A 23,285-nucleotide genomic window follows, 5' to 3' on the forward strand; every position below is an offset into this window, starting at 1 on the left:
AAAGTGGTTTAGGCTTTGATTTTTCTTAGTATCTGATGGATTTTTAGGGCTTTTTTATGGTATAATAAAACGATATAACTCGTTATTGGACAGAAGAGGAGAGACATGAGTGATTTGAAAGCGATTCAGGCTCGTAGTCTGGAAATGGCTGAATATTTCGTCGCATTTTGTAAAGAACATGATTTGTTGTGCTATCTCTGTGGTGGAGGAGCCATTGGCGCCCTTCGTAATAAGGGCTTCATTCCTTGGGATGATGATCTAGACTTTTTCATGCCACGTAAGGACTATGAAAAATTAGCAGAACTGTGGCCACGTTATGCAGACGAGCGTTATTTCTTGTCAAAGAGTAACAAAGATTTTGTAGACCGTAACCTTTTTATTACCATTCGTGACAAGGAAACTACTTGTATCAAGCCTTATCAAAAGGATTTGGATTTGCCACACGGTTTGGCCTTGGACGTTTTACCATTGGATTATTATCCTAAAAATCCAGCTGAGCGTAAGAAACAGGTTCGTTGGGCCCTGATTTATTCACTCTTTTGTGCGCAAACTATCCCAGAAAAGCATGGTGCGGTCATGAAATGGGGAAGTCGCATCTTACTCGGCCTGACTCCAAAATCTCTACGTTATCGCATTTGGAAAAAAGCTGAAAAAGAAATGACCAAGTATGGTCTGGCTGAGAGCGATGGAATTACGGAATTATGCTCAGGTCCCGGCTACATGCGAAACAAATACCCAATCGCATCCTTTGAGGACAATCTTTTCTTGCCATTTGAAGGAACTGAGATGCCCATCCCAGTCGGCTATGATGCCTATCTCAGCACTGCTTTTGGGGACTATATGACACCGCCACCAGCAGACAAGCAAGTACCGCATCATGATGCTATTATAGCAGACATGGACAAGAGCTACACAGAGTACAAGGGAGAATATGGAGCATGATGGGAGAAAAAATAAGCGTTATCGTTCCGGTCTACAATGTAGAAGCCTATCTGGAGCGATGTGTGGAGTCGATTCTTCAACAGACTTATGCCCATTTTGAGTTAATCCTAATCAACGATGGTTCTACTGATTCTAGTGGACAGATCTGTGATCACTTAGCATCTCAGTATGAGAATATCAAGGTTTATCATATCGAAAATTCTGGTGTTTCAAATGCTAGAAATATGGGAATTCAGCTAGCGACGGGTTCTTGGGTTACCTTTATTGATAGCGATGATTTCGTTACCCAGGATTACCTAGCTACTTTAGCAAGTGCAGTTGAAGGGGTGAATGTAGGCTTTGCAATTGCTCCTCTGCACCATATCAAAAACGGCATTGTAACTGATATACCTTCACATTCTGGAAAAACAGAACTCTGGTCAACAGAAGAAACCATGAAGGAACTACTGATGACTACCAGAACGTCATTTTTTCCAGTTGCAAAACTGTTTAAGAGAGACCTGCTTGCGGATGAAAAGTTTAATACAAAATATCACCTAGCTGAAGATGCCTTATTTTTAACTGAATTGCTACTAAAGACAAGATGTAGTTGCGTCTTTATTGACAAACCTGTTTATTATTATGATCATCGTGAGGGAAGTGCAACAACATCTGTTAATCGATATGTATTTGACACAATAGAAGTTTATCAGCAAATAATTGCTCAAGTTTCACAAGCCTTTCCTAATTTGAAATACGAATTAATAAACAGAGAATGTTGGTCGTACATCACAGTTTACGATAAAATTATCTTTACTTCACGTGAAGAGTATCAAAAGGAGAAAGCCGAGCTGAGGACTTGGATTGTTCAGCATCGACGCGAAATATGGAAAGATGCTTATTTCACCACTTTTCGCAAGGTAGCGATCCTTTCACTTGTCATTTCTCCATGGCTATATAAGAAAATTGTTGGATTAAAAAACTAATATCATGAGAAGGAGTTGAAAATGAATTTTTCAAAAATGGATGAATACTTTGAAAAATCAAAACTATGGATTGCGTATCTATTTGTTTTCATTTCGATTTTAAGTATGAGTTCACTGGTTTATAAGATAGCAAATCCCCTCTACAAGGGATTGTCAGCGATTGTAGTGCTTTATATTTGCTATACCTTATTGTTTAAGTGGAAAGAAATCACAGCAGATCGCAAATTTCTATCCTTATTTGGACTCTTAGCTGGAAGTCATCTGCTATCAGCTATTTTCAATCGCTCTGGACATCTGATTGGAAATGTGATTGAAATCCTCTTCATGGTAACTTATGTTTTATTATTTACCATGTTACAATCAGGGCAACTTAAAAAATTATTTGACTGGATTGCCTATACGGTTCAAATTGTATCTTTTTCTTCAGCAATTTTTGCGTTTGGTTTATTGGTAAGCAGAGTCCTTATCCTATTTAAGATTGGCGAACAATCTTATTACTATGGTGTCATGAATGGCCGTCTGTGGGGGATTGTCAATCCAAATGCTAGTGCGATATTTTCATACATTAGCATTATTTTGGCTATGTATTTGATCCATAAAGGAAGTAAATATTCTGTTTATCTTAAACTGAACAATGTGATTCAATTCGTTTACTTTGCTATGATGCAAAGTCGAGGAGCCTTACTTTCTTTACTTCTCATGATTGGACTCTATAGTTTCTTTGCTACTAGAGGAAGTATCGTTAAACGATTCCTCACTTTTATAGTTGCTGGTTTGCTGATTACTGCAACTAATATTGGATTAAGCTATGTAACTTCAATCTATATCTCATCTGAAACTGCGACTGTCTTAGATTTAAACAAAGGACAATCCTATGCTGAAACAGATTCGTCTGTTACTAAGAAAAACGGTGAGCTCCATCTGATTGAAACAACACCAAGTGGTAGAACCTATATCTGGAAAAATGCCATCAAGATGGGAAGTGCCAAACCAATTTTTGGTTATGGTGTACGAAATGTTCCAGATTACTACACAGAATATTTCAGTAAATTTGAGATTCAAAACTCCCTTATTGGTGGGAATTTCCATAACATTTTTGTGACCATATTTGTCAGTTCGGGAGTTCTAGGTTTGGTATCCTTCCTTCTTGTACTGGCTTATGTCATCAAGCGCTTTTTAACGTATTTGATTGTTTCCAAGAAACATACTGATAAATTGATCATGATTCTTTTCTTTGGTATCTTGTTTGGTCAATTATTTGAAAGTCAGATTATGTATTCAACCAACTTTATTAATATCATCTTCTGGCTAGCGATTGGCTATGGACTCGTAGTCTGCAAACGAGATGAAGGAGTTCGGTACCAAGAAGTAACAGATGTTAAAGAAATTCAAGAGATGGAACTTGGAATCATGGAGTATATTCATGAAGTTTGTCAGAAAATTGGGGTCAAGTATTTCTTAGCATATGGAAGTCTAATTGGTGCTGTTCGCCATCAAGGATTTATCCCTTGGGATGATGACATGGATATCTGCATGTTACGAGAGGATTATGAAAAATTGCAAGACTACCTTATCGCTAACCGTGATGAACGTTACGAAGTTATGTCTTATAAAAATAATCTCAACTATGTCTATCCCTTCATGAAAGTGCAGGATAACCATACTTACTTGCTAGAAGAAGATGTTCGCATCGATTCGAATATGGGAATCTATGTAGATATTTTCCCTGTAGATGGCTACGAGGATGACGTACAATTTAAAAACAAGATGACGAAACTGATAAAGAAACGTCAATTGAGTTGCTACACCTTCAAAGGCATTACCAATACAAAAAGTGTACTGAATTCACTGCTACGTTATGTGTCAGTTATTATTTTCTATTTCACCAATACAAACAAATACGTTGCCCAGATTGAAGAGCTTGCAAAATCCCGTAAAGTCTCAGATTATGAGCAGGTGGATTATCTTATCTACAAGGATATGAACAAACCAGTGTGGAGACGTGAATGGCTGGAACAAGTTACTACTGGAATATTTGAAGGTAAGGAATTTACCATTCCGAAAAACTATCATGAAATTTTGACCTCAGACTACGGAGACTATATGCAGTTGCCACCAGTTGAACAAAGAGTATCTCATCATGATTTTAAATTATGGAAGATTGTTAAAAGGTCTAAATGACGAGATTGGGATTAAGAAACGTTTAAAAAAATAGTCAAATTTAGGAGAATAGAACCTATGTCTGAAAGAACTTTAACTCTTGAAGAAATCAAGCAAGTAGAATTGGATATTTTAAAGTATCTACATGATCTTTGTGAACAACATCAAATCAAATACTTTATTGATTTTGGAACCTTACTAGGAGCTGTACGCCATAAAGGATTTATCCCTTGGGATGATGATACAGATATTTCCTTGGCGCGTGATGAATTTGAAAAACTGTATAAGGTTTTACAAAATGAAAATCATCCCTACTACAAATTGATTTCATTCAGAGAAACAAAGGGATATCCATACAGTTATATGAGAGTCTATGATGTAAGGACTCGTCGAGATGCTAACCTCGTAGACCCAACGGTCGTATTGGGAACTTGCGTTGACATTTTTCCATATGATGGTGTCGTAACACAGGAAAGTGACCGTAAGAAAATGAAGCTCTACAAATATTTCATTCGCCTTTCTTCTTTGAATTTTAAAGGGATCAAGTCTGAGAATGGTGGACTTAAAAACCTCCCTCGTTATATGGGATCAGCTATTTTCCGCTTAACTTCCCCACAGCTATGGAATCAAAAATTAGAGAGCCTTGCTTTGAAGTATAGTGTAGATCAAGCAACAGATCTTACTTGTACTATCTATGACCCTTATTATCCAAATGGTATAAAAAAAGAATGGCTCTATGATTTGATTGATATGCCTTATGAAAACATCGTGGTCAAGGTTCCGAGAAAATACCATGAAATACTTGTCTACGAATTTGGAGAAAACTATATGACTCCACCGCCTATTGAGCAACAAGTCCCAGGAGGGGATAAAAACTACTGGATTGATTAGATTAGTAAAAGTTGCTTATTGTTAAGATAAAGGAGTTTTCAAGGTGAAAAATAAATGGTTATTAAAATCAGTCAGCTATAGTGTTCTCGCAGTCTTTCTATTACTGATTCAGTTATCGCAAGGAGTAAATGCAGATACCATTTCAGCAGGTTCGGGCAATCGTATCCATTTCATAAATACTAAAGCAAAATCTGGGAGTGACGCCATCCTTCTGGAAAGCAATGGTCACTATGCTTTGATTGATATGGGTGAAGACTATGACTTCCCTGATGGGAGTGACCCACGCTATCCAAGCCGCTGGGGAATTTCCATGAGAAATTATCAAGTATTGGAGGATCGATTGATTCGCCACTTGGATCAAATAGGTGTAAAAAAATTAGATTTTATTATAGGAACTCATGTTCATAGTGACCATATTGGTGGAGCAGACGAAATACTCAATCGATATCAGGTCGGTAAGTTTTATTTGAAAAAATATTCAGATGATCGGATCACAGCAAACTGGGGACTATGGGATAATCTTTTCAATTATGATAATGCTTTGAGAGCAGCTCAAAAACGAGGAGTTACTCTTATCCAGAATATTTCAGATGAGGATAGCCACCTAAAATTAGGTGATATGGATATTCAACTCTACAACTATAAGAATGAATATGATGCTGACGGGAATCTGAAAAAAGTTCGAGATGATAACTCCAACTCCATTGTTTCAGTAGTGACTGTGGCAGGAAAGAGAATCTATCTTGGTGGAGATTTGGATAATGCCGAGGGAGCAGAAGATAAGTTAGGTCCAGTTATCGGCAAGGTTGATATGATGAAATGGAACCACCATTATGATGCGACAATTTCAAATACGATTAATTTCCTTGAAAACTTATCACCAAAAATGATTATTCAGACAACTGGTGGAGATATTAATGTTGCTTCAACCAGAGAATACCTTCAGAAGAAAAATATTCAGGTTCTTCATGCTGCTAGCCAAACTCAAGACGCTACCGTTTTTGATATTAGCGATAAAGGATTTGCAAATGTTTCAAATACCTTCCCTAATATCCCTGTAGTTGACGAAAAATGGTATCAAGAAGATGGTTATTGGAAATATCGTTTGACTGACGGAGAAATGGCTATCGGCTGGAGAGAGATTGGCGGAGCCACTTATTTCTTTAATGGAAAAGGACAAATGCAAGCAGGTCGCTGGCTTCACCTTAACGACGACTGGGGAGAAAATGCCAAAGGGAATGATTACTATCTGAACCAAAATGGTAAAATGCAAACTGGTGGTTGGTTCAAACTAGATGACTCTTGGTATTATATCCAATCAAATGGTGCTAGACGATTTAGCGAGCTCTCTGAAATTGGAGGGAAAAAGTATCTCTTTGCGGCAGATGGGAAGATGCTAACAGGACACCAAGTTTATAATGGCAAGAAGATGTTCTTTAGCGAAAGTGGTGCACTCCAAACAGCAGGTAAGCCTTCAACATGGCAAAAGATTGATTCAAATTGGTATTTCTATGATGAGGATGGGCTAAAGACCATCGGTAAAAAGAATATCAATGGAAGCACATACTACTTTAATCAAGAAGGTATCATGCAAACTGGCTGGGCATTTGTTGATGGTCACTGGAACTATTTTGCAAGTTCTGGAGCTATGAAAACCGGCTGGGTCAAGGATCAGGAAACATGGTATTATCTGGATAAAGATGGCATCATGTTAACTGGCAGACAAGATATAAATGGTGTTCGTTACTATTTGAATGCTAGTGGTGCCATGCAGACTGGCTGGAAGTGGCAAGACAATAGCTGGTACTTCTATACGAACTCAGGTGCTATGAAAACTGGTTGGTTGAAAGATAAAGAATCATGGTATTATTTGGATCCAGAAACTGGTATTATGGCTGTAGGATCTAAAGAGATTGACGGTAAGAACTATTTCTTCAGCTCTGCAGGTACTATGCAAGTTGGATGGCAGTGGTCAAATGATTCTTGGCATTATTACGCTACGTCTGGCGCACTCCAAACTGGTTGGTTGAAAGATGGTGATGCCTGGTATTATCTTGAAGGTAAGGAAGGCGTTATGTTAGTCGGCCTCCATCAAGTAGATGGTAAGCAATATTACTTTAGCAAATCTGGTGCCATGCAAACAGGCTGGAAATGGTTTGATAATCATTACCGTTACTTTGAATCAAATGGAGCCATGAAAACTGGTTGGATAAAAGACAAAGGCGTCTGGTATTATCTAAATCCTGAAGATGGCATCATGTTGGTTGGCCTTCATAAAGTAAATGGTGATCATTATTACTTTGATGAATCAGGAGCTATGCAAACGGGTTGGAAACAGCTTGATGGTAATTGGTACTATTTCCAAGCTAATGGTTCTTTGTTGAAGAACGCAACAACACCTGATGGTTACAAAGTAAACGAAGAAGGAATCTGGAAACAGGCTGTTGCTGCTGTAAATAGCGATGCAGTCAAGCCAGAACAGAAACAAGAAGCTAATTCCTCTATTGTTGAACAACCTAAACAAGATTCAAATCTAGAAGCCAACGCTTCTGAAAAGAAAGAAAACGAATAAAGAAGAAATCCCCTACTGGCAACTAATTTATCAGTAGGGGATTTTTTAATTTCGTTTTAATTTTGCAAGTACAAGGTTCAGTGCATAGTGGAGTGTTTTGTCTTTGGTGATAAAGAGGGTCAAGAGGTAATAGATACCACAAGTTGCTACGGTAGAAAGAACCATGAGAATCATATTGAAGTTTACTGTGTAGGAATTGATTTGGAAAATCATCTTGAAAATATAGAAGATTGGGATAAAACCAAGGGATATAATGCTATAACGTGTTAAGGTTATAAAAATTTCTTTTAAACTAATCAGTTGGTGTTTCTTGATAAAATGAATTTCAAGTAAAACAACGATAGTTTCTGCGATAATGGTCGTAGCGATGTAATACTCAGGTGCAAAAATATTATTGAAATACAAGATGCTATTTAATAGTATATTAGCCCCACCACCAAGGAAGTAGAAGGCAGTTAAGCGATTTTCATGGTCGTTGATAAAGATAATCTGTTTACCAAGAATCAACTCTATAGCCCAAATGATGGTACGAAAAGCGAAGACGCTAGTTACGATACCCGCTTCAAGATATTTTTCAGAAGAATAAATAACAGTTGCGTACCGTCCCAATATCATGATCCCGATACTAGTTGGAACCATAAGGAAATAGAATAAGGATGCCGCTTGATTCACGAGATAATTATAGGACTTGTAATCCTTTTTACCGAGATAGTAGCCAAGGCGTGGAATACTGACGTTGATAGCTCCACTCAAGACACTGGCAATCAACATGACGATACTATAGGCAATTGTATAGTAGGAAATATAGTTCTCATCCGGTCCCTTGGTGATAAACATTCTATCTAGCAAGGTATAAAGCATATTAGCGTTTGCTAGGAGAAGCATAGTAAAGAGTGGTTTAGAAGCTTTAGCTAATTCGACGAAACCAATCTTAACAAAAGAAACTTCTCTCTTAATCCAAAGAAAACTGAGCAGGTAGTTGAGGATAGTGGTCGCTGTCATAACGATAGCATAAGGAACGATATCATCTGCCGTTTTAACAAAGGCGAAGATAGCGACCAGCATGGTAATTCGAATAATTAATGTTTTATAGAGGATGAAGGCATAGTTTTCATAAGCCTCGTTCATCCATTCGATATTGAGAAATTGGAAGAGTGCTTGGGCCCCTAGGATGTAGTACAGGACTTTCAGATTCTCAATGCTGGTGTCAAAGAAGATAATGAGGAAGTAGATACCTGTCGTCAGGAGAGAGGTGAAAACCGAGATATAAAACAACTTAGAAAAGACGTAGTTGATTTTATTCTTGTCATCCTTGACCTTACTAATAGCTCGAATCCCGTAGTTGTATATTCCAAAGGCAGCTAGTGGAATAACGAAACTTGCCCAGGTATTAGCTGTATTGAAATAACCGTAGTTGGATTTGCTGAGAATCCGCGTCAGATAAGGATTGGTTATCAGTGGAAAAACGATATTGAGAATATTGACCAGCAAGCTGGCCAAGGCATTTACTTTTATATTTTTCATTGAACTTTCTTTCTTAAATCTAAAATCATATCTAGTATTATATCACATTCTCGCTTCATTCTTTTGATAAAATCGTAAAAATCTAGTATAATAGATAGACTGAAAGTATGAGGTTACTAGATATGAAGATGAAACAAATTAGTGATACAACACTGAAAATCACAATGACTTTAGATGATTTGATGGACCGAGGAATGGAGATTGCAGACTTTCTCGTTCCTCAGGAAAAAACTGAAGAGTTTTTCTATGCTATTCTAGATGAGTTAGAGATGCCAGACAATTTCTTGGATAGTGGCATGCTGAGTTTTCGTGTAACGCCAAAACCAGACAAGGTCGACGTCTTTGTGACCAAATCCAAGATTGACCAAAATCTGGATTTTGAAGATTTGGCGGATCTACCAGACATGGAAGAATTAGCCCAAATGTCGCCAGATGAATTTCTCAAAACCTTGGAAAAGAGCATTGCAGATAAGACCAAGGACGATATTGAGGCCATCCAATCTCTAGAGCAGGTCGAAGCAAAGGCAGAAGAGCAAGAGCAGGCAGACAAGGAGACTGAGAGTAAGAAAGAACCTTATATCTACTATATCCTGCGCTTTGCAAGCCTTGCTGACTTAGTTGCTTTTGCAAAGACGGTTAACTACCAGATGGAAACCTCTGAGCTCTATAAGATGAATGGGCACTACTATTTGACAATCTTAGTCGATGTAGAAAATCATCCTAGTCCATATCCGGCCTGGCTCTTGGCTCGTATGCGTGAATTTGCAGACGACAGTGACATCAGTCGTTCCGTTTTGCAAGAGTATGGGCAAATATTGATTAACCATGACGCAGTTCTCGGTCTGCAAAAGATTCGTTCATAATTTTTAAAATCAATTTTCATTTATCAAGAAAGACGAATCATGGGATTCGTTTTTTCTTTTCTAGATCGAAATAGTGATTTACTATAATAGGAATTTTCACAAAATTCTGTTATAATGGCTATATCAGAAAATTTCTAGGAGACAAACATGACAGTTAAAATTGCTTTACTCGGATTTGGTACCGTTGCAAGTGGTGTGCCATTCCTACTAAAGGAAAATGGAGAAAAAATCGTTCAGTCAGCTCATTCAGAGATTGAAGTAGCCAAGGTATTGGTCAAGGATGAAGATGAAAAGAACCGCTTGCTTGCAGCAGGAAATGACTTTAACTTTGTGACCAATGTAGATGATATTTTATCAGACAAGGACATTACTATTGTAGTGGAATTGATGGGGCGTATCGAACCAGCTAAGACCTTTATCACTCGTGCCTTAGAAGCTGGGAAACACGTTGTTACTGCTAACAAGGACCTTTTGGCTGTCCATGGTGCAGAATTGCTAGAAATCGCTAAAGAGCATAAGGTAGCACTTTACTACGAAGCAGCAGTTGCTGGTGGGATTCCAATTCTTCGTACTTTGGCAAATTCATTAGCTTCTGACAAAATTACGCGCGTTCTTGGTGTCGTTAACGGAACTTCCAACTTCATGATGACCAAGATGGTCGAAGAAGGCTGGTCTTACGATGATGCTCTGGCTGAAGCACAAAGACTTGGTTTTGCAGAAAGCGACCCTACAAATGACGTGGATGGGATTGACGCAGCCTACAAGATGGTGATTTTGAGCCAGTTTGCTTTTGGTATGAAGGTTGCCTTTGACGATGTAGCCCACAAGGGAATCCGTAACATCACACCAGAAGACGTAGCTGTAGCCCAAGACCTTGGCTATGTAGTGAAATTGGTTGGTTCTATCGAGGAAACTCCTTCAGGTATTGCTGCAGAAGTGACTCCAACCTTCCTTCCTAAAGCACATCCACTTGCCAGTGTGAATGGGGTAATGAACGCTGTTTTTGTAGAATCTATCGGTATTGGTGAATCTATGTACTACGGACCAGGTGCGGGTCAAAAACCAACTGCGACAAGTGTTGTAGCAGATATTGTCCGTATCGTTCGTCGCTTGAATGATGGTACTATTGGTAAAGACTTCAACGAATATAGCCGTGACCTAGTCTTGGCTAATCCTGAGGATGTTAAAGCTAATTACTACTTCTCAATCTTGGCTCCAGACTCAAAAGGTCAGGTCTTGAAATTGGCTGAGATTTTCAACGCTCAAGATATTTCCTTCAAGCAAATCCTCCAAGATGGCAAAGAGGGTGACAAGGCGCGTGTAGTGATTATCACTCATAAGATTAATAAAGCGCAGCTTGAGAATGTTTCAGCTGAGTTGGCCAAAGCTTCAGAATTTGACCTCTTGAATACCTTCAAGGTGTTAGGAGAATAGGATGAAGATTATTGTACCTGCAACCAGTGCCAATATCGGGCCAGGTTTTGATTCGGTCGGTGTAGCTGTAACCAAGTATCTTCAAATTGAGGTCTGCGAAGAACGGGATGAGTGGCTGATTGAACACCAGATCGGCAAATGGATTCCACATGATGAGCGTAATCTCTTGCTCAAGATTGCCTTGCAAATTGCGCCTGACTTGCAACCGAGACGCTTGAAAATGACCAGTGATGTTCCCTTGGCGCGTGGTTTGGGTTCTTCTAGCTCGGTTATCGTTGCTGGAATTGAACTGGCTAACCAACTGGGCAATCTCAACTTATCTAACCACGACAAATTGCAGTTGGCTACCAAGATTGAAGGACATCCTGACAATGTAGCTCCAGCAATTTACGGCAATCTCGTTATTGCAAGTTCTGTTGAAGGAAATGTTTCAGCGATTGTGGCTGCCTTCCCAGAGTGTGATTTTCTAGCTTATATTCCCAACTATGAATTGCGCACTCGAGACAGCCGCGGTGTCCTTCCTAAGAAATTGTCCTACAAGGAAGCTGTTGCAGCTAGTTCTATCGCCAATGTGGCCGTTGCAGCCTTGTTAGCAGGAGATATGGTGACAGCTGGTCAAGCAATCGAGGGGGACCTCTTCCACGAGCGCTATCGTCAAAGTCTGGTCCGTGAATTTGCTACGATTAAGCAAGTAGCTAAAGAGAATGGAGCCTATGCGACCTATCTCTCTGGTGCCGGACCGACAGTTATGGTCTTGGCTTCTCATGACAAGATGCCAGCTATTAAGGCAGAATTGCAAAAGCAACCTTTCAAAGGCAAACTGCATGATTTGAAAGTTGATACCCAAGGTGTCCGTGTCCAAACAAAGTAAAGAAATAGAGGATAGGATGGGGAAACTCTCGACCTGAGGGCTTCCTATCCTTTTTTTGAAAAGAAGTTTATACTCAATGAAAATCAAAGAGCAAACTAGGAAGCTAGCCGCAGGTTGCTCAAAACATGGTTTTGAGGTTGCAGATGTAAGCTGACGTGGTTTGAAGAGATTTTGAAGAGTATTAGTTAAAAACTTGATAAAGGAGAAATAAAGATGGCAGAAATTTATCTAGCAGGTGGTTGTTTTTGGGGCCTAGAGGAGTATTTTTCACGAATTTCAGGAGTGCTAGCAACCAGTGTCGGCTACGCTAATGGCCAAGTCGAAACGACCAATTACCAGTTGCTCAAGGAAACAGACCATGCAGAGACTGTTCAAGTGATTTATGATGAGAAGGCTGTGTCACTCAGAGAGATTTTACTTTATTATTTCCGTGTCATTGACCCTTTATCTATCAACCAGCAAGGAAATGACCGTGGTCGCCAATATCGAACGGGAATCTATTATCAGGATGAAGCAGACTTGCCAGCTATCTACACAGTGGTGCAGGAGCAGGAGCGTATGCTGGGTCGAAAGATTGCAGTAGAAGTGGAGAAACTTCGTCACTACATTTTGGCTGAAGACTACCACCAAGACTATCTCAAGAAAAATCCTTCAGGTTATTGTCATATCGATGTGACGGATGCTGATAAGCCATTGATTGACGCCTCTAACTATGAAAAGCCTAGTCAAGAGGTGTTAAAGGAAAGCTTAACTGAAGAGTCTTATCGTGTTACGCAAGAAGCTGCTACAGAGGCTCCATTTAGTAATGCTTATGACCAAACTTTTGAAGAGGGGATTTATGTAGACATCACGACAGGGGAGCCACTCTTTTTTGCTAAGGATAAGTTTGCCTCAGGTTGTGGTTGGCCAAGTTTTAGTCGTCCGATTTCTAAGGAGTTGATTCACTATTACAAGGACCTGAGCCATGGAATGGAGCGAATCGAGGTTCGTTCTCGCTCAGGCAATGCTCACTTGGGTCATGTTTTCACAGATGGACCTCAGGAGTTAGGTGGCCTGCGTTACTGTATTAATTCTGCCTCCTTGCGCTTTGTAGCCAAGGATGAGATGGAAAAAGCAGGATATGGCTATCTATTACCTTGCTTAAACAAATAAAACTGAGAGGGTGGGGCTTCCCACTTTCTTCATTTCTAGAATATGAATAGAAGGGATTTATGAAACACTTACTATCTTACTTCAAATCCTATATCAAAGAATCAATTTTGGCTCCACTGTTCAAGCTGCTAGAAGCTGTTTTTGAGCTCTTGGTTCCCATGGTGATTGCTGGGATTGTTGACCAATCCTTGCCTCAGAGAGATCAAGGGCATCTATGGATGCAGATTGGCCTGCTCCTTATCTTTGCAGTGATTGGCGTTTTAGTAGCCTTGATTGCTCAATTTTATTCAGCAAAGGCAGCGGTAGGTTTTGCCAAGGAATTGACAAACGACCTCTATCGTCATATTCTTTCTTTGCCTAAGGACAGCAGAGACCGTTTGACAACTTCTAGCTTGGTGACCCGCTTGACTTCTGATACCTACCAGATACAGACTGGGATCAATCAATTCCTGCGCCTCTTTTTGCGAGCGCCTATTATTGTTTTTGGGGCTATCTTTATGGCCTATCGCATCTCAGCTGAGCTGACTTTTTGGTTTTTGGTCATGGTTGGTTTTTTGACAATCGTCATTGTCGGTCTCTCTCGACTGGTCAATCCTCTCTACAGTAGTCTCAGAAAGAAAACGGACCAACTGGTTCAGGAAACGCGTCAGCAATTACAAGGCATGCGAGTTATTCGTGCCTTTGGGCAAGAAAAACGAGAATTACAGATTTTTCAAACCCTTAACCAAGTTTATGCTAGATTGCAAGAAAAGACGGGTTTCTGGTCTAGTTTGTTAACACCTCTGACTTATCTGATTGTCAATGGAACCCTTCTCGTCATCATCGGGCAGGGCTATATTTCAATTCAAGGAGGTTTACTCAGTCAAGGTGCTCTTATTGCCCTTATCAACTACCTCTTGCAAATTTTGGTGGAATTGGTTAAGCTAGCTATGCTGATCAATTCTCTCAATCAGTCCTATATCTCAGCCAAGCGAATTGAGGAAGTTTTTACCGAAGCTCCAGAGGATATCCATTCAGAGTTAGAACAAAAGCAAGCTACCGGTGATCGGATTTTGCAAGTCAAAGAATTAACCTTTACCTATCCTGATGCGGCCCAGCCTTCTCTGAGAAACATTTCCTTTGATATGAATCAAGGGCAGATCCTTGGTATAATCGGGGGAACTGGTTCAGGTAAATCAAGCTTGGTGCAAGTCTTACTTGGTCTTTATCCGGCAGACAAGGGAAGTATTGACCTTTATCGAAATGGACGTAGTCCTCGTAATCTTGAGCAATGGCGGTCTTGGATTGCCTATGTGCCTCAAAAAGTCGAACTTTTTAAGGGAACTATTCGTTCCAACTTGACTCTGGGTTTCAATCAAGAAGTATCTGACCAAGAACTCTGGCAGGCCTTGGAGATTGCGCAAGCTAAGGATTTTGTCAGTGAAAAGGAAGGACTCTTGGATGCCCTGGTTGAGGCTGGAGGTCGAAATTTCTCAGGTGGACAAAAACAAAGGCTGTCTATCGCACGTGCAGTCTTGCGCCAAGCTCCATTTCTCATCTTAGATGATGCGACCTCGGCCCTCGACACCATTACCGAGTCCAATCTCTTGAAAGCTATCCGAGAGAATTTGCCAAACACGAGTTTAATCTTGATTTCTCAACGGACTTCGACACTTCGTATGGCTGACCAGATTCTCCTCTTGGAAAAAGGTGAGTTACTAGCTGTTGGCAAGCACGATGACTTGATGAAGACTAGCCAAGTCTATCGCGAAATCAATGCATCCCAACATGGAAAGGAGGACTAGCATGAAACGACAAACTGCAAACCAGACGCTCAAACGTTTGGCCATAGATTTAGCAAACCATCCTTTCCTCCTTTTCCTTGCCTTTCTAGGAACTATTGCCCAAGTTGGCTTATCAATTTACCTACCTATTCTGATTGGACAGGTCATTGACCAAGTTCTAGTGGCTGGTTCATCACCAGTTTTTTGGCAGATTTTCATTCAGATGATATTGGTAGTCATAGGAAATACTCTGGTACAATGGGCCAATCCTCTTCTTTATAATCGTCTAATCTTCTCTTATACCAGAGACTTGCGAGAGCGAATTATCCATAAGCTCCATCGTTTACCGATTGCTTTTGTGAACCGGCAGGGCAGTGGAGAGATGGTTAGTCGTGTGACCACAGACATAGAACAGTTGGCAGCTGGTTTGACCATGATTTTCAATCAATTTTTCATTGGTGTTTTGATGATTTTGGTTAGTATTCTAGCCATGCTCCAAATTCACCTCCTCATGACCCTCTTGGTCTTGCTGTTGACGCCGCTGTCCATGGTGATTTCACGCTTTATTGCCAAACGCTCCTATCATCTCTTCCAGAAGCAAACAGAGACGAGGGGAATTCAGACTCAGTTGATTGAAGAGTCGCTTAGCCAGCAGACCATTATCCAGTCCTTCAATGCTCAGACAGAGTTTATCCAAAGACTGCACGAGGCGAATGCCAACTACGCAAGCTATTCTCAGTCAGCTATCTTTTATTCCTCAACGGTTAATCCTTCGACTCGCTTTGTCAATGCGCTCATTTATGCTCTTCTAGCTGGAGTAGGAGCTTATCGTATCATGATGGGTTCAACCTTGACCATTGGGCGTTTAGTAACTTTTTTGAACTATGTTCAGCAGTATACCAAGCCCTTTAACGATATTTCTTCAGTGCTAGCTGAGTTGCAAAGTGCTCTCGCTTGCGCAGAGCGCGTCTATGCTGTCTTAGAAAGTCCAGAGGTGGCTGAAACAGGTAAGGAAGTCTTGACCAGTGACCAAGTTAAGGGAGCCATTTCCTTTAAGCATGTTTCTTTTGGATACCATCCTGAAAGGATCTTGATTAAGGATTTGTCTATCAATATCCCAGCTGGTAGCAAGGTAGCCATCGTTGGTCCTACAGGTGCTGGTAAGTCAACTCTTATCAATCTCCTCATGCGTTTTTATCCTATTAACTCGGGAGATATCTTGTTAGATGGGCAGTCCATTTATGATTATACCCGAGCGTCATTGAGACAGCAGTTTGGGATGGTACTCCAAGAAACCTGGCTCAAGCAAGGGACCATTCATGACAATATTGCCTTTGGAAATCCTGATGCCAGTCGGGAGCAAGTGATTGCTGCTGCAAAGGCAGCCAATGCAGACTTTTTCATCCAACAGTTACCCCAAGGCTATGATACCAAACTGGAAAATGCAGGAGAATCTCTCTCTGTTGGGCAAGCCCAGCTCTTGACCATCGCCCGAGTCTTTCTAGCTATTCCAAAGATTCTTATCTTAGACGAAGCGACTTCCTCCATCGATACACGGACAGAGGTGCTAGTACAGGATGCCTTTGCCAAACTCATGAAGGGGCGCACAAGCTTTATTATTGCTCACCGTTTGTCAACCATTCAGGATGCGGATTTGATTCTTGTCTTGGTAGATGGTGACATTGTGGAGCATGGTAACCATCATGACCTCATGGCTAGAAAGGGCAAGTATTACCAAATGCAAAAAGCTGCGGCTTTTAGCTCTGAATAATCCTTTCTATTTTGAAATCTTATGGACAAAAAAAGTTGCCTTCGGGTGACTTTTTTGTTACAATAGCTAGAAAAATTATTCACTGTATATTGTCTTATAGAAAAGGAGCCTATAATGAAAGTATATCAGCATGTAAATATCGTGACTTGTGACCAAGATTTCCATGTTTATTTGGATGGTATCTTAGCCGTTAAGGACTCTCAAATCATCTATGTCGGTCAAGAGAAACCAGAGATTTTAGAGCAAGCTGAGCAGATTATAGACTATCAGGGAGCCTGGATCATGCCTGGTTTGGTTAATTGCCATACCCATTCTGCTATGACAGGTTTGCGAGGGATTCGGGATGACAGCAACCTCCATGAATGGCTCAATGACTATATCTGGCCGGCAGAAGCAGGATTTACTCCCGACATGACTACCAAGGCAGTCAAAGAAGCTCTGACAGAGATGCTCCAGTCAGGGACAACAACCTTCAACGATATGTATAATCCCAATGGTGTGGATATTGAGCAAATTTATCAGGCAGTCAAGGCATCTAAGATGCGTTGTTATTTCTCACCGACCCTCTTTTCTTCAGAGGCAGAAACAACTGCTGAGACCATAAGCAGAACACGTGCCATCATAGAGGAAATCTTAGAATATGAAAACCCAAATTTCAAGGTTATGGTAGCTCCTCATTCTCCATATAGCTGTAGTAGAGACTTGCTGGAAGCGAGCTTAGATATGGCAAAAGAGCTGGACATTCCTATCCATATCCATGTAGCGGAGACCAAGGAGGAGTCAGGAATTATCCTCAAACGCTATGGCAAACGTCCCCTCGCCTTTCTAGAAGAACTGGGTTATTTAGATCATCCGTCTGTCTTTGCTCATGGGGTCGAGCTAAACGAGCGAGAAATTGAACGCTTGGCAACTTCTCATGTGGCCATCGCCCATAATCCTATCAGTAACCTCAAACTGGCCTCAGGGATTGCTCCCATCATCCAACTGCAAAAAGCAGGAGTAGCAGTCGGAATTGCGACAGACTCGGTTGCTTCCAATAACAATCTAGATATGTTTGAGGAAGGACGGACTGCAGCCCTTCTTCAAAAGATGAAAAGTGGAGATGCCAGCCAATTTCCTATCGAGACAGCCCTTAAGGCATTGACGATCGAAGGAGCTAAGGTTCTAGGAATGGAAAAGCAGATAGGAAGCCTAGAAGTTGGCAAGCAAGCGGATTTTCTGGTCATTCAACCACAAGGAAAAATCCATCTTCAACCTCAGAAAAATATGCTCTCTCATCTGGTTTATGCTGTCAAATCCAGTGATGTTGAAGATGTTTATATCGCTGGAGAACAGGTGGTTAAGCAAGGCAAAGTTTTGACAGTAGAGATTTAAAAAAATTTAAAAAAAGTTTGCAAAAATCTTGCATTCTTTTTTTGTCTATGCTATACTTATATACGGTTTGAAAAAACTGCCTAAGACAGTAGGGGAGCTCGACTCATAAAGATCCTACCGAGGACAAAACGTATCATGTAAAAAGAAGCGTATTGTACTTTCGTGTCTAGGTTTGGGCGCGTTTTTCTTTTGGAAAAATTCCCCAAGCAAAATAATTACGGAGGTGAACACACTAATGAGTGAAGCAATTATTGCTAAAAAAGCGGAACTAGTTGACGTAGTAGCTGAAAAAATGAAAGCTGCTGCATCTATCGTCGTTGTAGACGCTCGTGGTTTGACAGTTGAGCAAGATACAGTTCTTCGTCGTGAGCTTCGTGGAAGCGAAGTTGAGTATAAAGTCATTAAAAACTCAATCTTGCGTCGTGCAGCTGAAAAAGCTGGTCTTGAAGATCTTGCATCAGTATTTGTTGGACCATCTGCAGTAGCATTTTCTAACGAAGATGTTATCGCACCAGCGAAAATCTTGAACGATTTTGCTAAAAACGCTGAAGCACTTGAAATCAAAGGTGGTGCAATCGAAGGCGCTGTCGCATCAAAAGAAGAGATTCTTGCACTTGCAACTCTTCCAAACCGCGAAGGACTTCTTTCTATGCTCCTTTCTGTACTTCAAGCGCCAGTGCGCAACGTTGCTCTTGCAGTCAAAGCGGTTGCAGACAACAAAGAAGACGCAGCTTAATCTTAAGCTACGCAGCGTAGCTTAGCTACGAAAAAACTATTATAAAATTAAAAACTTATTTGGAGGAAATAACAATGGCATTGAACATTGAAAACATTATTGCTGAAATTAAAGAAGCTTCAATCCTTGAATTGAACGACCTTGTAAAAGCTATCGAAGAAGAATTTGGTGTAACTGCAGCTGCTCCTGTAGCTGTTGCTGCAACTGGTGCTGCTGACGCTGGTGCTGCTAAAGACTCATTTGACGTTGAGTTGACAGCTGCTGGTGACAAAAAAGTTGGCGTTATCAAAGTTGTACGTGAAATCACTGGTCTTGGACTTAAAGAAGCTAAAGAACTTGTTGATGGTGCACCAGGTGTCATCAAAGAAGGCGTTCCAACTGCAGAAGCTGAAGAAATCAAAGCTAAATTGGAAGAAGCTGGAGCTTCAGTTACTCTTAAATAATAGAGCAACTACATTAGTAGCTTAAAAACATGATAAAACCGCTATTCTTAGGAGTAGCGGTTTTTCTTTTTATATTTCATGGGGTACAAATGGGGCAAACTAATTATATAGTTTATCTAGGAGACAAACAAGTTTTGAATAATAGGCTTTCCATAAAAAATAATACAAGTTTTTACCCTTCAGGATTTATTTTTTTCTGGTATCATCATTCCTATGAACAGTAGAAAAGTAAGTTTTTAATTTATTGATACTCCGGATATTACAATCTCAGTATTAAAGAACTTTATTGAAGGTAATTTTCGAACGGTTTGAGGTAATTTCAATGAAATTTTAATAGATATTTCAATTTTCTTCTTGACTCTGACCCTAGGTAAGGGATTATACTAATAGTAGATAAGAAAGGAGATTATTATGCAAATCAATATGATTCGTTCAGATAAAGTTTATCAGGAGATGCTTGAGCTTCCTTTAGAAAAGAGAGAAGGTCTCTTTCGAGCTAAAATATTAGCACCTTTTGCAATGAAATACCAAACGCAACACATCCCTTTGAAAGCAAAGTACCCTGGAGGATTTGATGCTCTATTCCTACTTGGCTTTATGAATCAGTTGCCCGGAACTCTATCAGAAAAGGATAGACCGGCTATCGACGCTCTGAGCTCTGATCAACTCTGGCAGGATTGTCAAGATACCATCAAGAGGAGTATTGGTCTTTTTGAGCAAGCTGGCTATGACTTAGAGGTTGAGGATTACTATTTTACTATTTTATTGGGCAATCCAGAAAAACCTATGCTACAGCTCAATAAGGGTTACAGCGGAGATGGAGGAATTCCAGGCTACCTCATGCTTAGTTTACTACCAAATGACTATACTTTACCCCGTGTGCAGGCAGCGTTAGCCCATGAGTGCAATCACAATGTCCGCTTCCAATTTGTCAAATGGAACCAGCAGACGACACTAGCAGACTGGGTAGTCAGTGAAGGATTGGCAGAGTCTTTTGCGGCTGAGCTCTATGGTAAGGATCTCATTGGGCCTTGGGTTACTTCAACCAGTCCAGAGCAGTTAGAAGAGATTAAGCCCATCATCTCAAGTCAGCTTCAGCTAACAGGTATGGCGGAAATGGCTCCTTATCTTTACGGTGATGAAATTGCTGAGATTCAAGGTCAAATACCGGTTGGTATGCCTTATGCTGCAGGCTATGCTTATGGCTATCATCTTATACAAGCCTATCTGAAAAAGACTGGCAAGAGCATTATTGAGGCCACAGTAACACCAACAGAAGAGATTTTAGAGGCGACTGAAGACTTTTGGAAATGACACTTTTGTTTGAAAATTTGCCAGAACATGATATAATGTAGGTAATTTCAGGAGGTGATAGTATGCACTATAAAAGAATTGAATTGAAGGTGACAGATCAAGGAATTCATGAGCGCAAGATTTTTCAAGGTGTTAAGATTTTCAGTCGTAGCAAGTTATCTAAAGATCAGAAAAGCATTCTAACACAGAAGCTTTACCTGACTCCGAAGCAAAACATCGTTTACTATCAACGGACAGATGTCAACTATGACCAGAACTGGCAGCATAATAAGGACTATTACGAATTAGCTTATGGTCAGTTGGACAGAGAGACTGTTTTTAAGGTTTGTCAAGATTTTGACGAACTAAGTCCTTTTCTGGAAAATGAGCTACTTGAGAAGCTAAAAGAAAAGCAGTTAACAGGCAAATTTTTTGAAAAATTAGATATATAAAAATCCGACTGCTTTTATAAGCAGTCGGATTTCTTCTAGTGTGATAGTGCTGAAACAATACCTTTACTATCATAGCATTGGCTACATTTTTAAAAGTTGTTTTAGCTGTCTTGAGGAGCTTGATACTGATGTCCTCGAGTCGACCATAGTATACTAACATCTATTCATCTGATAAGAGGGATTTTATCATCCAGATATTCATAGCTGGGTGGCCGGCAGCGTTAGAAAGTGGTTGTTGCAATGCTGTAAAACCATAGTGCTGATAGATTACCACAGCCGTAGCCAGTTCAGTAGAGGTTTCTAGATAAAGTTGTTCATAACCTGCTAGGCGGGCTTCATGGAATATCCGCTTTATCAACCTGCTGGAATAACCTTTGCCACGGCTATTTTTAGTGACATACAGTTTTTGTAATTCAGCAATCTTATCAGACACAGGTGCAAAGCCACCGCAACCAACCAGCTGACCTTCATCTTCCAGAATAAAGTAAGCTGCTCTCTCTTGCTGTTGATAGTAGTCGGCCAAATGATCTAGATGAGAATCAAAGTAGACTGTTCCAGGTTTGTCAAGCCCGAATTCTTCAAGACTAGCTCGAATGAGTTGTGCTACAGCTAGATTATCTCTTACTTCCATTGGCCGTAAGTTCATCATTTGTCCTCCGATAGGATGTATCGACTAATTAAACAATACCTTGTGCAATCATAGCGTTTGCTACGTTTTCGAAGGCAGCGATATTTGCTCCTGCAAGGTAGTCGGTACCAAGTCCGTATGTTTCAGCAGTTGTTTTAGCTGTATTGAAGATGTTTGTCATGATGTCTTTGAGGCGTCCATCAACTTCTTCACGGGTCCATGAAAGGCGAAGGCTGTTTTGGCTCATTTCAAGCGCTGATACAGCTACACCACCAGCGTTAGCAGCTTTGGCAGGTCCGTAAAGGATTCCGTTTTCTTTGTAGACTTTAATCGCATCAAGGTCACTAGGCATGTTAGCACCTTCAGATACACAGATAACGCCTTGAGCAACCAAACGTTTAGCTGCGTCGCCGTTGATTTCGTTTTGAGTCGCACATGGAAGAGCGATGTCGTAGTTTCCAGCGTAAGTCCATACAGAACCTTCATGGTAAGTAGCAGTTGCTTTCTCAGCTGCATACTCAGTCAAACGAGCACGGCGTTTTTCTTTAACATCAACCAAAAGATCAAAGTCAATTCCGTTTTCGTCGATGACATAACCGTTTGAGTCAGATACAGAGATAACAGTAGCGCCGAGTTCAGTTGCTTTTTGAAGAGCATATTGAGCTACGTTACCAGAACCTGAAATAACCACTTTCTTACCAGCAAAACTGTTACCATTAGCTTTGAGCATTTCTTCAGTGTAGTAAACCAAACCATAACCAGTTGCTTCTGGACGAATCAAGCTACCACCAAATCCAAGAGGTTTACCAGTCAAGACACCCGCATCAAATTGGTTAAGACGTTTGTATTGCCCGTAAAGGTAACCAATTTCACGTCCACCAACACCGATATCACCAGCAGGTACATCAAGAGATGGTCCGATGTATTTTTGCAATTCAGTCATGAAGCTTTGGCAGAAGCGCATCACTTCAGCATCAGTCTTCCCTTTAGGATCGAAGTCTGATCCCCCTTTACCTCCACCGATTGGAAGTCCAGTCAAAACGTTTTTAAAGATTTGTTCGAAGCCGAGGAATTTCAAGATCCCTTGGTTTACAGTTGGGTGGAAACGAAGTCCGCCTTTATATGGTCCAACAGCTGAGTTGAATTGAACACGGTAACCACGGTTGACTTGGACTTTACCTTCACGGTCAACCCAAGGAACACGGAAAGAAATCACGCGCTCAGGCTCAGTGATGCGTGCCAAGATGTTTTCTTCGATATACTCAGGGTGTTTTTCAAATACAGGTTCCAAAGTGCTGAAGAATTCTTCAACCGCCTGGAGAAATTCAGCCTCATGCCCGTTACGAGCTTTCACAGTTGCAAACACGCTTTGGATATAGTCTTTAGCAGATGTCATATCGTTCTCCTTTTGTTGTTATATTTTATTACATGAGCCATTATAGCAGAATTTT

Annotated in this window: 19 protein-coding genes and 1 other annotated feature; of the genes, 16 read left to right on the forward strand and 3 right to left on the reverse strand. The window is 40.5% G+C overall.

All coding sequences use genetic code 11. The annotated features are described in order from the left end of the window. The first annotated feature begins 105 nt into the window (after positions 1-105). From GMD3S_RS0200275 to GMD3S_RS0200295, 5 genes are read left to right on the forward strand one after another with little or no spacing between them, the layout of a single operon-like run. A complete protein-coding gene (locus GMD3S_RS0200275; protein WP_001281444.1) occupies positions 106-942 on the forward strand; it encodes a LicD family protein in 837 nt (278 codons plus the stop codon). After that, positions 939-1,907: a glycosyltransferase family 2 protein gene (locus tag GMD3S_RS0200280; RefSeq protein ID WP_000971797.1), complete on the forward strand. Its 969-nt coding sequence runs from the start codon at positions 939-941 to the stop codon at positions 1,905-1,907. Before GMD3S_RS0200275 ends, GMD3S_RS0200280 begins: the two co-directional genes overlap by 4 nt. Positions 1,908-1,928: 21 nt before the next feature. After that, the gene (locus GMD3S_RS0200285) at positions 1,929-4,088 is read left to right on the forward strand and encodes a LicD family protein (protein WP_001011682.1); all 2,160 of its coding nucleotides are present in this window, start codon (positions 1,929-1,931) and stop codon (positions 4,086-4,088) included. Positions 4,089-4,145: 57 nt separating this feature from the next. Beyond that, positions 4,146-4,958: a LicD family protein gene (locus GMD3S_RS0200290; RefSeq protein WP_000004177.1), complete on the forward strand. Its 813-nt coding sequence runs from the start codon at positions 4,146-4,148 to the stop codon at positions 4,956-4,958. Positions 4,959-5,001: 43 nt separating this feature from the next. Continuing rightward, positions 5,002-7,530: an MBL fold metallo-hydrolase gene (locus GMD3S_RS0200295; RefSeq protein ID WP_000792511.1), complete on the forward strand. Its 2,529-nt coding sequence runs from the start codon at positions 5,002-5,004 to the stop codon at positions 7,528-7,530. A 45-nt stretch (positions 7,531-7,575) separates the two neighbouring features. Here the strand turns inward: GMD3S_RS0200295 and GMD3S_RS0200300 are convergent, their stop codons facing one another. After that, positions 7,576-9,054, reverse strand: a complete 1,479-nt coding sequence (locus tag GMD3S_RS0200300) for an oligosaccharide flippase family protein (protein WP_000789708.1) — start codon at positions 9,052-9,054, stop codon at positions 7,576-7,578. Positions 9,055-9,176: 122 nt separating this feature from the next. Between GMD3S_RS0200300 and mecA the strand changes: the two genes are divergently transcribed. The 11 genes from mecA (at position 9,177) to GMD3S_RS0200360 (ending at position 21,206) form a co-directional block, all read left to right on the forward strand. After that, complete coding sequence (mecA, locus tag GMD3S_RS0200305) at positions 9,177-9,917, forward strand: adaptor protein MecA (RefSeq protein WP_000782696.1); 741 nt, start codon at positions 9,177-9,179, stop codon at positions 9,915-9,917. A 147-nt stretch (positions 9,918-10,064) separates the two neighbouring features. Continuing rightward, positions 10,065-11,351, forward strand: coding sequence for a homoserine dehydrogenase (locus GMD3S_RS0200310; protein WP_000216364.1), 1,287 nt, complete (start codon positions 10,065-10,067; stop codon positions 11,349-11,351). Between the two features lies 1 nt (position 11,352). Then, complete coding sequence (gene thrB, locus GMD3S_RS0200315) at positions 11,353-12,222, forward strand: homoserine kinase (RefSeq protein WP_000692417.1); 870 nt, start codon at positions 11,353-11,355, stop codon at positions 12,220-12,222. A 213-nt stretch (positions 12,223-12,435) separates the two neighbouring features. Next, positions 12,436-13,374, forward strand: a complete 939-nt coding sequence (gene msrB / locus GMD3S_RS0200325) for a peptide-methionine (R)-S-oxide reductase MsrB (RefSeq protein WP_000818181.1) — start codon at positions 12,436-12,438, stop codon at positions 13,372-13,374. Between the two features lie 59 nt (positions 13,375-13,433). Then, entirely contained in the window at positions 13,434-15,158 is a 1,725-nt protein-coding gene (locus tag GMD3S_RS0200330) for an ABC transporter ATP-binding protein (protein WP_000681737.1), read from the forward strand. A 1-nt stretch (position 15,159) separates the two neighbouring features. Next, positions 15,160-16,908 (forward strand): ABC transporter ATP-binding protein, encoded by a 1,749-nt coding sequence (locus GMD3S_RS0200335; RefSeq protein ID WP_000828809.1) that lies wholly within the window; start codon positions 15,160-15,162, stop codon positions 16,906-16,908. A 114-nt stretch (positions 16,909-17,022) separates the two neighbouring features. Next, positions 17,023-18,282 carry a TRZ/ATZ family protein gene (locus GMD3S_RS0200340; protein ID WP_000870425.1) on the forward strand — a complete coding sequence of 420 codons (1,260 nt, stop codon included), beginning with the start codon at positions 17,023-17,025 and terminating at the stop codon, positions 18,280-18,282. A gap of 61 nt (positions 18,283-18,343) precedes the next feature. Further along, positions 18,344-18,479: a sequence feature (ribosomal protein L10 leader region), on the forward strand. Between the two features lie 38 nt (positions 18,480-18,517). After that, positions 18,518-19,018, forward strand: a complete 501-nt coding sequence (gene rplJ / locus GMD3S_RS0200345) for a 50S ribosomal protein L10 (RefSeq protein WP_001287273.1) — start codon at positions 18,518-18,520, stop codon at positions 19,016-19,018. A 74-nt stretch (positions 19,019-19,092) separates the two neighbouring features. Continuing rightward, a complete protein-coding gene (gene rplL, locus GMD3S_RS0200350; RefSeq protein ID WP_001196971.1) occupies positions 19,093-19,461 on the forward strand; it encodes a 50S ribosomal protein L7/L12 in 369 nt (122 codons plus the stop codon). A gap of 411 nt (positions 19,462-19,872) precedes the next feature. After that, complete coding sequence (locus tag GMD3S_RS0200355; RefSeq protein ID WP_001166706.1) at positions 19,873-20,775, forward strand: DUF2268 domain-containing protein; 903 nt, start codon at positions 19,873-19,875, stop codon at positions 20,773-20,775. Positions 20,776-20,837: 62 nt separating this feature from the next. Next, a complete protein-coding gene (locus GMD3S_RS0200360) occupies positions 20,838-21,206 on the forward strand; it encodes an EXLDI protein (protein ID WP_000559015.1) in 369 nt (122 codons plus the stop codon). Between the two features lie 160 nt (positions 21,207-21,366). Here the strand turns inward: GMD3S_RS0200360 and GMD3S_RS0200365 are convergent, their stop codons facing one another. Both GMD3S_RS0200365 and gdhA read right to left on the reverse strand, forming a co-directional pair. Next, entirely contained in the window at positions 21,367-21,852 is a 486-nt protein-coding gene (locus GMD3S_RS0200365; RefSeq protein WP_001053559.1) for a GNAT family N-acetyltransferase, read from the reverse strand. Positions 21,853-21,883: 31 nt separating this feature from the next. After that, positions 21,884-23,230 (reverse strand): NADP-specific glutamate dehydrogenase, encoded by a 1,347-nt coding sequence (gene gdhA, locus GMD3S_RS0200370; protein ID WP_000199519.1) that lies wholly within the window; start codon positions 23,228-23,230, stop codon positions 21,884-21,886. Positions 23,231-23,285 lie beyond the last annotated feature (55 nt).

It is taken from the genome of Streptococcus sp. GMD3S, from assembly GCF_000298695.2.
Lineage (GTDB): Bacteria > Bacillota > Bacilli > Lactobacillales > Streptococcaceae > Streptococcus.